Origin of the sequence: Pseudomonas shirazica (genome assembly GCF_015168335.1) — a bacterium.
Taxonomy (GTDB): domain Bacteria; phylum Pseudomonadota; class Gammaproteobacteria; order Pseudomonadales; family Pseudomonadaceae; genus Aquipseudomonas; species Aquipseudomonas asiatica.
On sequence record NZ_CP063456.1, the window covers coordinates 4,109,714 to 4,123,991 of the forward strand.

General features: G+C 64.3%; 12 protein-coding genes. 3 read left to right on the top strand and 9 right to left on the bottom strand.

Features of this window, described 5'->3' with window-relative positions:
* Positions 1 to 2: 2 nt before the first annotated feature.
* Entirely contained in the window at positions 3 to 1,427 is a 1,425-nt protein-coding gene (locus IMX18_RS18985) for a gamma-aminobutyraldehyde dehydrogenase (protein WP_015269149.1), read from the top strand.
* 358 nt (positions 1,428 to 1,785) lie between these two features.
* Here IMX18_RS18985 and IMX18_RS18990 read toward each other — a convergent pair whose 3' ends face one another.
* The 3 genes from IMX18_RS18990 to IMX18_RS19000 all read right to left on the bottom strand — a co-directional run bounded on the left by IMX18_RS18990 (position 1,786) and on the right by IMX18_RS19000 (position 5,936).
* The gene (locus IMX18_RS18990; RefSeq protein ID WP_015269148.1) at positions 1,786 to 2,892 is read right to left on the bottom strand and encodes an NADH:flavin oxidoreductase/NADH oxidase; all 1,107 of its coding nucleotides are present in this window, start codon (positions 2,890 to 2,892) and stop codon (positions 1,786 to 1,788) included.
* 783 nt (positions 2,893 to 3,675) lie between these two features.
* Positions 3,676 to 5,385 (bottom strand): single-stranded-DNA-specific exonuclease RecJ, encoded by a 1,710-nt coding sequence (recJ, locus tag IMX18_RS18995; RefSeq protein WP_015269147.1) that lies wholly within the window; start codon positions 5,383 to 5,385, stop codon positions 3,676 to 3,678.
* A gap of 8 nt (positions 5,386 to 5,393) precedes the next feature.
* The gene (locus IMX18_RS19000; RefSeq protein WP_217190053.1) at positions 5,394 to 5,936 is read right to left on the bottom strand and encodes a YaeQ family protein; all 543 of its coding nucleotides are present in this window, start codon (positions 5,934 to 5,936) and stop codon (positions 5,394 to 5,396) included.
* Between the two features lie 133 nt (positions 5,937 to 6,069).
* Between IMX18_RS19000 and IMX18_RS19005 the strand changes: the two genes are divergently transcribed.
* The gene (locus IMX18_RS19005; protein ID WP_015269145.1) at positions 6,070 to 7,269 is read left to right on the top strand and encodes a CaiB/BaiF CoA transferase family protein; all 1,200 of its coding nucleotides are present in this window, start codon (positions 6,070 to 6,072) and stop codon (positions 7,267 to 7,269) included.
* A 20-nt stretch (positions 7,270 to 7,289) separates the two neighbouring features.
* The gene (locus IMX18_RS19010) at positions 7,290 to 8,162 is read left to right on the top strand and encodes a TIGR02285 family protein (RefSeq protein ID WP_054573210.1); all 873 of its coding nucleotides are present in this window, start codon (positions 7,290 to 7,292) and stop codon (positions 8,160 to 8,162) included.
* 285 nt (positions 8,163 to 8,447) lie between these two features.
* Here IMX18_RS19010 and IMX18_RS19015 read toward each other — a convergent pair whose 3' ends face one another.
* The 6 genes from IMX18_RS19015 to xerD all read right to left on the bottom strand — a co-directional run bounded on the left by IMX18_RS19015 (position 8,448) and on the right by xerD (position 14,098).
* Positions 8,448 to 8,729, bottom strand: coding sequence for a DUF3509 domain-containing protein (locus IMX18_RS19015; protein ID WP_015269143.1), 282 nt, complete (start codon positions 8,727 to 8,729; stop codon positions 8,448 to 8,450).
* 79 nt (positions 8,730 to 8,808) lie between these two features.
* Entirely contained in the window at positions 8,809 to 9,228 is a 420-nt protein-coding gene (locus tag IMX18_RS19020; protein WP_039612791.1) for a response regulator, read from the bottom strand.
* A gap of 220 nt (positions 9,229 to 9,448) precedes the next feature.
* Positions 9,449 to 10,858 (bottom strand): threonine synthase, encoded by a 1,410-nt coding sequence (gene thrC, locus IMX18_RS19025; RefSeq protein WP_010952565.1) that lies wholly within the window; start codon positions 10,856 to 10,858, stop codon positions 9,449 to 9,451.
* 58 nt (positions 10,859 to 10,916) lie between these two features.
* Entirely contained in the window at positions 10,917 to 12,221 is a 1,305-nt protein-coding gene (locus IMX18_RS19030) for a homoserine dehydrogenase (RefSeq protein WP_003259434.1), read from the bottom strand.
* Positions 12,222 to 12,304: 83 nt separating this feature from the next.
* On the bottom strand, positions 12,305 to 13,048 hold the full coding sequence (locus IMX18_RS19035) for a DsbC family protein (protein WP_054573208.1): 744 nt from the start codon (positions 13,046 to 13,048) through the stop codon (positions 12,305 to 12,307).
* Between the two features lie 153 nt (positions 13,049 to 13,201).
* Positions 13,202 to 14,098, bottom strand: coding sequence for a site-specific tyrosine recombinase XerD (xerD, locus tag IMX18_RS19040; protein WP_015269141.1), 897 nt, complete (start codon positions 14,096 to 14,098; stop codon positions 13,202 to 13,204).
* Positions 14,099 to 14,278 lie beyond the last annotated feature (180 nt).

Genomic DNA, 14,278 nt, shown 5'->3' on the forward strand with positions numbered 1-14,278 from the left:
CGATGCAAACGCAGATGCTAATCAATGGCCAACTGGTCGCTGGCGAAGGCCCGGCCTGGACCGTGCTCAATCCGGCGCTGGGCAGTGCCCTGGCGCAGATCAACGAAGCCAGCGAGGCCCAGGTGGACAGCGCCGTGCGCGCCGCCGACCAGGCCTTCGACAGCTGGTCGCAAACCAGCCCCAAGGAACGCTCGCAAGCCTTGCTGGCACTGGCCGACGCTATCGAAGCCCATGGCGATGAACTGGCCCGACTGGAATCGCAGAACTGCGGCAAGCCGCTGAGCGCTGCGCTGAATGACGAGATCCCGGCAATTGCCGACGTGTTCCGCTACTTCGCCGGTGCGGCGCGCTGCCTGGGCGGCTCGGCAGCTGGCGAGTACCTGCCGGGCCATACTTCGATGATCCGCCGCGACCCGCTGGGCGTGGTGGCCTCGATCGCGCCGTGGAACTACCCGTTGATGATGCTGGCGTGGAAGATCGCCCCGGCCCTGGCTGCCGGCAACACGGTGGTGATCAAGCCCTCCGAGCTGACCCCGCTGACCGCCCTGCGCCTTGGCGAACTGACCCGGGACCTGCTGCCACCGGGGGTGCTGAACATCCTCTTCGGCCGTGGCCAGACGGTCGGCAACCCGCTGGTCAACCACCCCAAGGTGCGCATGGTGTCGCTGACCGGCTCGATCCCCACCGGTGCTCACATCATCAGCGCCACCGCCGACAGCGTGAAACGCATGCACATGGAACTGGGCGGCAAGGCCCCGGTGCTGGTGTTCGACGATGCCGACATTGATGCCGCCATCGACGGCATCCGTACCTTCGGCTTCTATAACGCCGGCCAGGACTGCACCGCCGCCTGTCGGCTGTACGTGCAGGATGGCATCTACGAGCGTTTCGTCGAACGCCTGGGGGCCGCGGTGGCCAGCCTCAAACCGGGCCTGCAGGAAGCCGAGGACACCGAACTGGGGCCACTGATCAGTGCCCAGCACCGCGACAAGGTCGCAGGGCTGGTGCAACGGGCCATCGCCCAACCGCACATTCGCCTGGTGACCGGTGGCAAGGCGATCGAGGGCGACGGTTTCTTCTTCGAACCGACCGTACTGGCCGACGCCCTGCAGGACGACGAAATCGTGCGTAATGAAGTGTTCGGCCCGGTAGTGTCGGTGACCCGCTTCAACGACGAAGCGCAGGCGCTGGAATGGGCCAACGACTCCAACTACGGCCTGGCCTCATCGGTATGGACCCGCGACACCGGCCGCGCCCACCGCCTGGCGGCGCGCCTGCAGTATGGCTGCACCTGGGTGAACACCCACTTCATGCTGGTCAGCGAAATGCCCCATGGCGGGCAGAAGCATTCGGGGTATGGCAAGGACATGTCGATGTATGGGCTGGAGGACTACACCTGTGTGCGGCATGTGATGATCAAACATTGAGGGTAATGCCTGGGCTGAGACCGGCACCTCAGTCCAGGAGCTTTCCTGCAAAGTAGCCAATAGAACAGGAGTAAGTATCAACGCCTGATTTTGCGCGACCTCTGTGGGAGCGGGTTCACCCGCGAACACCGGCAAAGCCGGTGCCATACACCGAGTCGCCTTCTTCGCGGGCATGCCCCACAGATGCCGCACCGCATTCAAAGGCAGTGCAATACCGTGTAGGAGCGGCCTTGTGTCGCGAAAGGGCCGCAAAGCGGCCCCGGCAATATCAGCGGCGGAGCTGGAAACCTGGGGCCGCTTCGCAGCCCTTTCGCGTTCAAGGCCGCTCCTACAACGACCGCGCAATGCTTGGGTCAGGTCAATCCCGCAGGTCCGACTCGTGAATCGGGTTGGCCCGGCTGGTGGCGCGCTGGTATTGCGCCGGCCAGGTAGCTTTGTTGCCGCCCAGGTCGTCGTCGGCGTGCAGCGGCCAGTACGGGTCGCGCAGCAGTTCGCGGGCGAGGAAGATGATGTCGGCCTGGCCAGTGCGCAGAATGTGCTCGGCCTGGGCCGGTTCGGTGATCATGCCCACGGTGCCGGTGGCGATTTCCGATTCCTTGCGCACACGCTCGGCGAAGCGCGTCTGGTAGCCCGGGCCGGTGGGGATTTCGGCGTTGACCGAGGTGCCGCCGGAGGACACGTCGATCAGGTCGACGCCCAAACCACGCAGGCGGCGGGCCAGTTCGACGGTTTCATCCGGGTTCCAGCCGTCCTCGACCCAGTCGGTCGCCGATACCCGCACGAACAGCGGTAACTCGGCAGGCCAGACCTTGCGCACGGCCTCGACCACCTCCAGGGTCAGGCGGATACGGTTTTCGAAGCAACTGCCGTACTCGTCGCGACGCTGGTTGCTCAGCGGCGACAGGAACTGGTGCAACAGGTAGCCATGGGCGGCGTGGATCTCGACCACCTTGAAACCGGCCTTCAGGGCGCGCTCGGTCGAGGCGACAAAGGCGGCGATCACAGCCTGAATCTCATTGTGGTTCAACTCATGCGGCGTCGTGTGTTGCGGGTCGAAGGCGATTTTCGACGGGCCCACCGGTTGCCAGCCGCCCTCCTCGAGCTTGACGCTGCCTTGCTTGCCCAGCCATGGGCGATAGGTGCTGGCCTTGCGCCCGGCGTGAGCCAGCTGGATGCCGGGCACGCTCCCCTGGGCGGTGATGAAACGGGTGATGCGTTGCAGCGGGGCGATCTGAGCGTCGTCCCACAGGCCGAGGTCTTCAGCGGTGATGCGACCATCCGCGGTCACCGCCACGGCTTCAGTGATTACCAGGCCAGCGCCACCCACGGCGCGGCTGCCTAAATGGACAAGGTGCCAATCATTGGCCAGGCCATCGACGGCGGAATACTGGCACATCGGCGAAACGGCGATGCGGTTGGGCAGGGTCAGCTGACGCAGGGTGTAAGGCTCGAGCAGCAGGCTCATGAGGGCACCTCCCAAGGACTCCAATGGTGATCCGGCCCGGACACTCAATTGCACGTCCCTGGCCCAGGTCCGGTCATAACTTCAGACTAGACCAGAATGGTTGGGGGGGAGGTTCCATGGGATTTGGTAGAGGTTGAACGGCTCTGCGTTACCAGCGCCATGTCTGATCAGAGTTTCAGATATCCCTTACGGCCCAGATCTGGTGAAGCCTAGGCTGAGGAAATAACCTACAAGTCCTGTCGACTCGCGTCTGATTGTTACTGGAATCCCGACTCTCTAGCCTTTGCTGGTCGCTGGCATTCAGCGGCCGGGGGTGGAATCCCGATCAATTACCGAGTAGCTGTCGTCATGGCAGTTGTGCGCGGAAGGCCGCAAAGCCTACCGGGTCTACTCGTAGCCTGGATTCCACACCGCGTACAACTGCCACCCTTCGTGTGGAATCGGAGAGGCGGTCAATCAGCCATTCGCCAGCCCACAGGTACAGCGCAAGCCTTGAGCCCGGCTCAGGCCATGTGGGAGCGGGCGTGCCCGCGAAGAAGGCGACTCGGTGGCTGGCACCGGCTCTGCCGGTGTTCGCGGGCATGCCCGCTCCTACAGGTACGGTGCAAGCCTCAAGCGCGGCGCTGACCCTGTGCGAGCGGGCGTGCCCGCGAAGAAGGCGACTCAGTGGATGGCACCGGCTTCGCCGGTGTTCGCGGGCATGCCCGCTCCCACAGGGATCTTCACCTGGCATCAAGGCCTTGTGCCATACCTACAGAGTTGCGGAAGCCGCAGTACTTGCAGTCAGCGCGGCTCCATGTGGGCAATCATCAACTGCACACTTTCGTTGCCACGGAACTCGTTCACATCCAGCTTGTACGCCAACTCGACCCAACGCACCGTCGGGTTCGGCCACACTTCGCGGTCAATGCCAAAGGCAATGCCGTCCAGCCGCACCGAGCCGCACTCGCTCTTGAGCACCACCTTCAGGTGCCGCTCGCCCACCACGCGTTGCTCCACTAGCTGGAACACGCCATGGAACAGCGGCTCGGGGAAGTGCTGCCCCCAGGGCCCGGCATGGCGCAGGGCCTTGGCCAGGTCGAGGTGGAACTCCTCCACCGCCAGGCTGCCGTCGGACAACAGCCGACCGGTCAGGTCCTCTTCGCGCAGCTGGCGTCGCACTTCTTCATCGAACGCCTCGGCAAATGCCGGGAAATTGGCCTCGGGCAAAGACAACCCCGCCGCCATCGCGTGGCCGCCGAACTTGCTGATCAGTTGCGGGTGGCGCGCCGCCACGGCATCCAGCGCATCGCGAATATGGAACCCCGGCACCGAACGCGCCGACCCTTTGAGCATGCCCTCGCCAGCGTCGGCGAAAGCGATGGTCGGCCGGTGGTAACGCTCCTTCAGGCGCGAAGCCAGAATACCGATTACCCCCTGGTGCCAGTCGGCATCGAACAGGCACAGGCCATATGGCATCGACTCGACAGGCAGGTCCTTGAGCTGGGCCAGGGCCTCGCGCTGCATGCCCTGTTCGATGGACTTGCGGTCCTGGTTCAGGTCGTCCAGCTGCTGGGCCATGTCCTGGGCCAGGGCCGCGTCTTCACACAGCAGGCATTCGATGCCCAGGCTCATGTCGTCCAGGCGCCCGGCAGCGTTCAGCCGCGGGCCGAGGATGAAGCCGAGGTCGGTCGAGGTGATACGCCGGTGATCGCGACGGGCCACTTCAAGAATGGCCTTCAGCCCCGGTCGGGCGCGGCCGGCACGAATGCGTTCGAGGCCCTGGTGCACCAGGATGCGGTTGTTGGCATCCAATGGCACCACGTCGGCGACGCTGCCCAGGGCAACCAGGTCGAGCAATTCGCCGATGTTCGGCTGCGGCTGCGTTTCGTAGCGCCCCAGGCTGCGCAGGCGCGCACGCAGGGCCATCAGCACGTAGAAGATCACCCCTACCCCAGCCAGCGCCTTGCTCGGGAAACTACAGCCCGGCTGGTTGGGGTTGATGATGGCGTCGGCGTCGGGCAACTCCGCGCCCGGCAGGTGGTGGTCGGTGACCAGCACCTTGAGCCCGGCGGCTTTGGCAGCAGCCACACCCTCGACGCTGGAAATGCCGTTGTCCACGGTGATCAGCAGCTGCGGCTGGCGTTGCAGCGCCACCTCGACGATTTCCGGGGTCAGGCCGTAGCCGTATTCGAAGCGGTTGGGCACAAGGTAGTCGACGTGGGCCGCGCCCAGCAGGCGCAGGCCCAGCACGCCGACAGTACTGGCAGTGGCGCCGTCGGCATCGAAGTCGCCGACGATGAGGATGCGCTGGCGCTGGTCGATAGCCTCGACCAGCAGATCCACGCCGGCCTCGATGCCCTTGAGCTGCTGGTACGGCAGCAGGCGCGCGAGGCTTTTGTCCAGCTCGGCCTCGCTCTGCACGCCGCGCGCGGCGTACAGGCGGGTCAGCAAGGGTGGCAGGTTACCCAGGAATGGCAGGGTCGGCGGCAGCGGGCGAGGTTCGATACGCATGGGGTGCTTCAGCCGCGCTCACCAAGCAGCCAGTCCAGCTGCACTTCGTGCTGGCCACGGTCGTCGGTGACGAACAAGGTGCCCTCACTGATCATCACGTCCCACTTGATGGTGCGGGGCATGTCGGTGGAGAGAGTTTCCAGCACCTCCTGCGGCACAGCGGCAATGCTCAGGTTCTTCAGCCCCTTGACCGCGTCTACAACCTTGTTCTGCCATACGCGCAGGCTGCCGTAGGCCAGCAGGCTGGTACGCTCGGTGCGGCGCGAGCACCAGGTCAGTCGGTCGGCGTCCGGCTGGCCTACTTCGATCCAGTGCAGGATGCGATCGTCCAGGCTCTTTTCCCACAGCGCCGCCTCGTCCACGTCGGACAGGCCACGGCCGAACGACAGGTTTTCGTTGTACCAGAGGGCGTAGGCCAGCAAGCGTACGGCCATGCGTTCTTCGGTTTCCGAAGGGTGGCGGGCAATGGTTTGACGGACGTTTTCGTACACGCCGCGGTCGAGGTCGGTCAGGTTCAGTTCGAATTTGTAGGTGGTGGACGGCTGGGCCATGGTCGACGGGCTTCTTGCGCAGAGAAAAAGTGACACAGTCTAACCGATACTGTCCTTCGTTGCCCCGCAGCAGTATCTGCCGCTTCGGACCTATGATAAAACCACGCATCTGCCCAGCTGCCACGGATGCCCCATGACTACGCCCAGCAAACCCCTCGCCGGTCTCAAGGTTGTCGAACTCGGCACCCTCATCGCTGGCCCGTTCGCCTCGCGTATCTGTGCCGAATTCGGCGCCGAGGTGATCAAGGTCGAATCGCCCGATGGCGGCGACCCGTTGCGCAAATGGCGCAAGCTGTACGAGGGCACTTCGCTGTGGTGGTTCGTGCAGGCCCGCAACAAGCAGTCGCTCACCCTCAACCTCAAGCACCCAGAGGGCCGCGAGATTCTAAAACGCCTGCTGGCCGACGCCGACATCCTGATCGAGAACTTCCGCCCGGGCGTGCTGGAAAAACTCGGCCTGGGTTGGGACGTGCTGCACGCGCTCAACCCGCGCCTGGTAATGGTGCGCCTGTCGGGCTTCGGCCAGACCGGGCCGATGAAGGACCAGCCGGGCTTCGGCGCCGTGGGCGAGTCGATGGGCGGCCTGCGCTACATCACCGGCTTCGACGACCGCCCACCGGTGCGCACGGGTATTTCCATCGGTGACTCGATTGCTGCCCTGTGGGGTGTGATCGGTGCACTGATGGCGCTGCGACACCGGGAAGTCAACGGCGGCCAGGGCCAGGTGGTGGACGTGGCCCTGTACGAAGCGATCTTCGCCATGATGGAAAGCATGGTCCCGGAGTTCGATGTGTTCGGCTTTATCCGCGAACGTACCGGCAACATCATGCCAGGCATCACGCCCTCCTCCATTCACACCAGCGCCGACGGCAAGCATGTACAGATCGGCGCCAACGGCGATGCGATCTTCAAGCGCTTCATGCAAGCCATTGGCCGCACCGACCTGGCCGACGACCCGACCCTGGCCACCAACGATGGCCGCGACCTGCGCCGTGACGAGCTGTACGGGGTAATCGACCGCTGGGCCAACAGCCTGCCGCTGGAGCAACTGATACAGGTGCTGAACGCCGCCGAAGTACCGGCCAGCCGCATCTATTCGGCCGAGGACATGTTCAATGACCCGCAGTACCTGGCACGCGAAATGTTCCTGCAGGCCAAGCTGCCGGACGGCAAGCCATTCCGCATGCCGGGGATCGTGCCCAAGCTGTCGGACACCCCCGGCTCTACCGAGTGGGTAGGCCCGGCGCTGGGCGAACACACCGAGGCACTGCTCGGCACCCTGGGCTACGACGCGGCGGCCATCGCCAGCCTGCGCGCAGCAGGCACGGTCTGACCCTGGCGCGGCCCTGGTCCATGCGCGCTGCCCGTTGCCTATGTCACCTGGTCCTGCTGTGCGGGCTGCTGCCTGCACTGCTGCAGCCAGCCAGCGCCAAGGAGCGCATCTTCTGGCTGGTGCGCGACCTGCCGCCGTTCACCATTCTGGAAGGGCCGGAAAAAGGCCAAGGGGTGATCGACCAGTTGCTGCCCCTGCTGATCAGGCAGATGCCCGAGTACGACCACAGCATCCTGCGGGTCAACCGCGCCCGCGGCATCCAGATGCTGCAGGACCCGAAAAGTTTCACCTGCGACCCGACCCTGCTGTGGACGCCGGAACGCGCCGAATATGTGAGGTTTTCCGTGCCTTCCCTGGGCGTGCTCAGTGGCGGCCTGGTGCTGCGCAAGGAAAGCGAGGCGCTGGTGGCGCCTTACCTCGACGGCCAGGAGGTAGACCTGCTCAACCTGCTGAGCAAGACCCCACTGAAGCTGGGTGTTGTCGCCGAGCGCAGCTATGGCACACAGATCGACGCCATCCTGCGCCAGTTGCCCGACACCGCGTTCAGCCGCCACTACGGCAACGACGCCACCGCCAACCTGCTGCAGATGCAACAGCTCGGGCGCCTGCGCATGGTGCTCGGCTACTGGCCCGAGGTGCGCTACCTGGTCGACCTGCAAGGCGGGGCGCTGGCTGACTACCAGTTTCACCCTGTGAAAGGGGTAAACCGCTACCAGTTTCTGCATGTGGGCTGTTCAAACAGCGAGCTGGGGCGTGAAGCCATTGCGCACATCGACCAGCTGCTGCCTGCCCTGCGTCGGGATGTGTTGCCGGGGTTGTATGCACGCTGGCTGGACCCGGCGTTGCAGGAAGACTACCTGGAAGAGAGCAAGCGCTTCTTCGAAGACCACTAGCTGCCCGATCGGCCCCTGTAGGAGCGGCCTTGTGTCGCGATGGGGCGCGTAGTGGCCCCACATTTTCAGCTTCGCCGCAAAGATTGCCGGGGCCGCTTTGCGGCCCATCGCGACACAAGGCCGCTCCTACAAGGACATGTGCCTGCCCCCCAAGAAAAGAAACCCCGGGCGCTGGGGAAACACGCCCGGGGCCAAGCGAAAGCCCTTGGGGGCTTCCCGTGACAGCCTTGCCAGCGCCGGAGCAAAGCACTGGCCAGGCTGCCCCTACAGTGTCTGATAAACCACTCAGGCAAAGGTTCCATGGGGTTGCTGACGCTGCTGCAATGCCGCGATCACACAGGGCTGCAAACGCCCTTCGGCGATCTGCAGGTCACGGTGAAGGCCATCCACCAGGTCGACCAACAGGCGTTGTTCCTGCAACTGGCGTTCGCTCACCGTGCGCCGCAAGGTGATGCCGGCGAGGCGGTCATGAACGGTCAGTTGGCGATTACCCTGGGCATCGGCGACGCCGAGGTGGGTCTGATAGGGGGTCAGGGCTTCGTTGAGCAGTCTGCAGATTCTTTCCATCCGGATCACTCGCTGCGTGGTGGGATATAGAGGAACTGACCAACAGACGCAGCGGAAAGTTCGTTACACCGCGGCTGCTTCAGTGAGCATGCGGGGCGGACGTGACAGTTTGAATACGCCGCCACGGGCGCACCTGCAGTGCCTGCAGAGCTCGCTGCAGGCATGGCATCGACAGTGGCCAGGACAGTTCCGCGAGCACCCACAGGCCCCGGTTTCTGGCCTCTTGGGCAAGGTTGCGGCGCTTGGGGGTAGCCTGGCCGACGAACAGCAAAGCACGAGTTCGGTGCTGCTGTTCGAGCAAGGCAAGGCCGGCCCGGGTTGGCATGGCGTGGTCAAGGATCAGCAGATCGGGGCGGTGATCGGCGTTCAGGCAGGCGTCGAGGTCTGCACTGGTTTCGCTGATGCGCACATGGAACATGCCCTGAGCGTTGAGGGCCTGGTGCAGGAGGATCTGATGGGATGGGCGAGCCTGGTGGATCAACACGTAGGGCTGGTGCATGAGCCGCTCCTGATGGGAGGACCGGCTAATTTAGGCGTTGCGCTGGGCGGCCTGAATAGGATGTTTCTGATGGAGCAGTGGGAAGATTCGGATAATTAGGGCTGCTCCGCAGCCCATCGCCGACAAGCCAGCTCCCACAGGGATTGCACATGACCTTGGGTCTATGCGGTCGGGGTGGGAGCTGGCTTGCCAGCGATGGGCCGTAGTGCGGCCCCGATGCTTACAAAGGCTTGCCGCGGTTACCATGCTGGCTGACAAAGCCCTGCACGGCCTTCAGGTCATTGGCCAGCACCGTGCAACGCTCTTCACGGCTGAACAGGTCGCTGAGGTGCGCTGGCAGCTCCAGCGCCTTGCCAACACCGGCCTTCTCCACCGCTTCCGGGAACTTGACCGGGTGCGCGGTGCCCAGCACCACCATCGGCGTGTCCAGGCTGCGGCGGCACTCGCGGGCGGCCTTGACGCCGATAGCGGTGTGCGGGTCGAGCACTTCGCCGGTAGCGGCGAACACTTCGGCGATGGTTTCGCAGGTCTGCTCGTCGCTCACTGCCAGCGAGTCGAACAGCTTGCGCGCTTCGGTCCAGCGGTCTTGCTCGACGCTGAAGCCGCCACCTTGCTTGAAGTTGGCCATCAGCTCGGCAATGGCGCCGCCGTTGCGGCCGTGCAGGTCGAACAGCAGGCGCTCGAAGTTGGACGAGACCATGATGTCCATCGACGGCGACAGGGTCGCGTGCAAAGTTTCCTTGACGTACTGGTTGCCGCTCATGAAGCGGTGCAGGATGTCGTTGCGGTTGGTGGCGACGATCAGCTGGCTGACCGGCAGGCCCATGTTACGTGCCAGGTAGCCGGCGAAGATGTCGCCGAAGTTGCCGGTCGGCACCGAGAACGCCACGGAACGCGCCGGGCCACCCAGCTGCAGGGCAGCGTGGAAGTAGTAGACGATCTGGGCCATGATCCGCGCCCAGTTGATCGAGTTGACCGCAACCAGGCGGGTGCCCTTGAGGAACGACTGGTCGGCGAAGCTGGCCTTGACCATTTCCTGGCAGTCGTCGAAGTTGCCTTCGATGGCGATGTTGTGGATGTTGTCGCCGAAGATGGTGGTCATTTGCCGGCGCTGCACTTCCGACACGCGCTGGTGCGGGTGCAGGATGAAGATGTCGACGTTGTCGCAACGGCGGCAACCTTCGATGGCGGCGGAACCGGTGTCACCACTGGTGGCGCCGATGATCACCACGCGCTCGTTGCGCTTGGCCAGCACGTGGTCCAGCAGGCGGCCGAGCAGTTGCAGGGCGAAGTCCTTGAACGCCAGGGTCGGGCCGTGGAACAGCTCCAGCACCCACTCGTTGCTGTTCAATTGACGCAGCGGGGCAACCGCGGCGTGGGCGAACTCGCCGTAGGTTTCCTCGAGGATCTTCTTGAAGTCGGCGTCGGCGATGCTGCCTTCGACGAACGGGCGCATCACCCGGAAAGCAAGTTCGTGGTACGGCAGGCCAGCCCACGAGGCGATTTCTTCCTGGGTGAAGCGTGGCAGGTTTTCCGGGACGTACAGGCCGCCGTCGCTGGCCAGGCCAGCCAGCAGGACGTCTTCGAAATTGAGGGCCGGAGCCTGGCCGCGGGTACTGATATAGCGCATGGGTGCAAACCTTCGATACTGGGGCCGGGGCCGCGCTGGCGGCCCCACGGCACTATTGTTAGTTGAGCTGCTCGACGCGAATGCGCACGACCTTGCCGATGACGTCCTGCAGGGCTTCCAGGGCGACGATAGCGTCGTTGATGCGCTGCTCGACCACGCGATGGGTCAGCAGGATCATCGGCACCAGGCCGTCCTGTTCCTCGGCTTCCTTCTGCATGATCGATTCGATGTTGATGCCACGCTCCGAGAGGATGCTGGCCACCTGGGCCAGTACGCCCGGGTGATCCTTGGCCTGGATGCGCAGGTAGTAGGCGCTTTCGCAGGCCTCGATCGGCAGGATCGGGTGGGCCGACAGCGAATCCGGCTGGAAGGCCAGGTGCGGCACGCGGTTTTCCGGGTCGGAGGTCATGGCACGGACCACATCGACCAGATCACCGACCACCGACGAAGCGGTAGGCTCCATGCCGGCACCGGCGCCGTAGTACAGGGTGGAGCCAGCGGCGTCGCCGTTGACCATGACGGCGTTCATCACGCCGTTGACGTTGGCGATCAGGCGGTCGGCCGGGATCAGCGTCGGGTGTACGCGCAGCTCGATACCTTCGGCAGTGCGGCGGGCCACACCCAGGTGCTTGATGCGGTAGCCCAGGGCCTCGGCATAGTTCACGTCAGCAGTGGTCAGCTGGGTGATGCCTTCGGTGTAGGCCTTGTCGAATTGCAGCGGGATGCCGAAAGCGATCGAGGCCAGGATGGTCAGCTTGTGCGCGGCATCGATGCCTTCAACGTCGAAGGTCGGGTCGGCTTCGGCGTAACCCAGCGCCTGGGCTTCGGCCAGCACGTCCGGGAAGGCGCGGCCCTTCTCACGCATTTCGGTGAGGATGAAGTTGCCGGTGCCGTTGATGATGCCGGCCAGCCAGTTGATGTGGTTGGCCGACAGGCCTTCGCGGATGGCCTTGATCACCGGGATGCCACCGGCCACAGCCGCTTCGAAGGCGACGATCACGCCCTTCTCGCGGGCCTTGGCGAAGATTTCGTTGCCGTGCACGGCAATCAGCGCCTTGTTGGCGGTGACCACGTGCTTGCCGTTTTCGATGGCCTTGAGCACCAGTTCGCGGGCCACGGTGTAGCCACCGATCAGCTCGATGACAATGTCGATCTCCGGGTTGCTCGCAACTTCGAACACATCAGCGGTAATGGGGGTACCGGTAATCTGGCAGTTCGGGTTCTGCGAGCGCATGGCAATCTGTGCCACTTCAATACCGCGCCCGGCACGGCGGGCGATCTCCTCGGCGTTGCGCTGAAGTACATTGAAGGTTCCGCCACCGACGGTCCCCAACCCACAGATGCCTACTTTGACCGGTTTCACTGTGAACTCCCCATTGAACGGCCGACACCTATGCCGACCGTGAAACATGCCGTCACCCCATGACGACGGCGTACTGAATTGGATTACTTGGCCAATGCCAGCTTGGCGACCTGCGGTGCCGGCTGGTAGCCCGGAATGACCTGGCCGCTTTCAAGGACGATCGCCGGCGTGCCGTTGACGCCGATCGACTGGCCCAGCTGGAACTGCTTGCTGACCGGGTTGGCGCACTTGGCGGCCTTGATTTCCTCACCCTCGACCATCTTGTCCATCGCCGCACGGCGGTCGCTGGAACACCAGACGGCCTGCAACTGCTGGTCACCCGACGAACCGAGGCCCTGACGCGGGAAGGCGACATAGCGCACTTCGATACCGCGGCGGTTGAGCTCGGGCACCTCGGCGTGCAGCTTGTGGCAGTACGGGCAGGTGGTGTCGGTGAACACGGTGATGTGCGACTTGGTCTCGCCTTTGGCAGGATAAACCACCATCTCGGCGGCTGGAATGCCGTTGATGAGCTTGGCAATGCCCAGGCGCTCGGTCTTCTCGGTGAGGTTGACCGGCTTACCGTCCTGGATCTGGAACAGGTAGCCCTGCATCACGAATTGGCCGTCGCCGCTGGCATACAGCACGCGGCCGCCCTGCAGCTTGACTTCATACAGGCCACTGACCGGGCTGCTGGCCACGCTTTCGACGGGCACTTCCAGCTCGAGGTTCTGCAATGACTTACGGATGGCCTGCTCGGCAGCGGTATTGCTGTCGGTTGCCGCGGCAACGGCAAAGGTACTGGCCAGCGCCAACGCGGCGGCGGCGAAAAACTGGGTCACGCGCATGGGAACTCCTGAAGGCGGACAGGGGCCGGAGGGCGCCACCTGCGGAAAATACGCGGTGACCGTGCGGCCCTTGGTGCAAACCGCTCAAGCCTACCACATCACACCGCCAGTGAAGGGCCTTGCAAGGACCAGTCGGCGGAACATGAAAAACATTCATCCACGCGGGTGGTGCTGGGCATGCAATTGCTGCAGGCGGGCCTTGGCGACATGGGTGTAGATCTGCGTGGTCGAAAGGTCACTATGGCCCAGCAGCATCTGCACCACGCGAAGGTCGGCACCATGGTTGAGCAGATGAGTAGCGAAGGCATGGCGCAGGGTATGCGGCGACAGCGGTTTGTCGATACCGGCGACCCGCGCATGATGCTTGATGCGATGCCAGAAGGTCTGGCGGGTCATCTGCTCGCCACGCTGGCTGGGGAACAAGACATCGCTGGGGCGGCCATTGAGCAGTTCGGCGCGGCCATCGCGCAGGTAGCGTTGCAACCAAAGCACCGCCTCTTCGCCCATGGGCACCAGGCGCTCCTTGCTGCCCTTGCCCATCACCCGCAGCACGCCCTGGCGCAGGTTGACCTGATCGAGGGCCAGGCTGACCAGTTCGGTGACCCGCAGGCCGCAGGCGTAGAGGACTTCGAGCATGGCGCGGTCACGCTGGCCAATGGCTTCGCTCAGGTCCGGGGCCTGCAGCAAGGCTTCGACGTCGGCTTCGGACAACGACTTGGGCAGCGGCTTGCCCAGTTGCGGCATGTCGACTTGCAGGGTCGGGTCGATGGCCACCAGCTTTTCCCGCAGCAGGTAGCGGAAGAAACCGCGCAGGCCGGACAGGAAGCGTGCCGTGGAGCGCGGCTTGTAGCCTTGGTCGAGGCGCCAGGCCAGGTGGTCGAGAATCAGGTCGCGACCGGCATCGGGCAAGCTGACGCCGTGTTCCTGCAACCAGCCGTTGAACAGGGCCAGGTCGCTGCGGTAGGACATGCGGGTGTTGTCGGACAGGCCCTTTTCAAGCCACAGGGCGTCGAGGAACTGGTCGATCAGGGGGTGGTCTAGGGCGGGCATTCGGGGCTGCTGGGTGTTGGAGGTGGGGCTAGTGTTTCACAGCAGCTGACAAGTTGTCGTGCCCAATCAGGGGCTTGGGCAGCTGACGCGGGCCTTGTAGGAGCGGCCTTGTGTCGCGATGGGCTGCACAGCAGCCCCAGGATTCCAAGGGCTGTACCATCTTGGGGCTGCTGTGCAGCC

Excerpts from the sequence above, each read along its gene's own strand:
- xerD (WP_015269141.1), bottom strand. The coding sequence starts at position 14,098 with ATGCCCGCCCTAGACCACCCCCTGATCGACCAGTTCCTCGACGCCCTG.
- recJ (WP_015269147.1), bottom strand. The coding sequence starts at position 5,385 with ATGCGTATCGAACCTCGCCCGCTGCCGCCGACCCTGCCATTCCTGGGT.
- IMX18_RS19005 (WP_015269145.1), top strand. The coding sequence starts at position 6,070 with ATGACTACGCCCAGCAAACCCCTCGCCGGTCTCAAGGTTGTCGAACTC.
- thrC (WP_010952565.1), bottom strand. The coding sequence starts at position 10,858 with ATGCGCTATATCAGTACCCGCGGCCAGGCTCCGGCCCTCAATTTCGAA.
- IMX18_RS19000 (WP_217190053.1), bottom strand. The coding sequence starts at position 5,936 with ATGGCCCAGCCGTCCACCACCTACAAATTCGAACTGAACCTGACCGAC.
- IMX18_RS19020 (WP_039612791.1), bottom strand. The coding sequence starts at position 9,228 with ATGCACCAGCCCTACGTGTTGATCCACCAGGCTCGCCCATCCCATCAG.
- IMX18_RS19015 (WP_015269143.1), bottom strand. The coding sequence starts at position 8,729 with ATGGAAAGAATCTGCAGACTGCTCAACGAAGCCCTGACCCCCTATCAG.
- IMX18_RS18985 (WP_015269149.1), top strand. The coding sequence starts at position 3 with ATGCAAACGCAGATGCTAATCAATGGCCAACTGGTCGCTGGCGAAGGC.
- IMX18_RS19035 (WP_054573208.1), bottom strand. The coding sequence starts at position 13,048 with ATGCGCGTGACCCAGTTTTTCGCCGCCGCCGCGTTGGCGCTGGCCAGT.
- IMX18_RS18990 (WP_015269148.1), bottom strand. The coding sequence starts at position 2,892 with ATGAGCCTGCTGCTCGAGCCTTACACCCTGCGTCAGCTGACCCTGCCC.
- IMX18_RS19010 (WP_054573210.1), top strand. The coding sequence starts at position 7,290 with ATGCGCGCTGCCCGTTGCCTATGTCACCTGGTCCTGCTGTGCGGGCTG.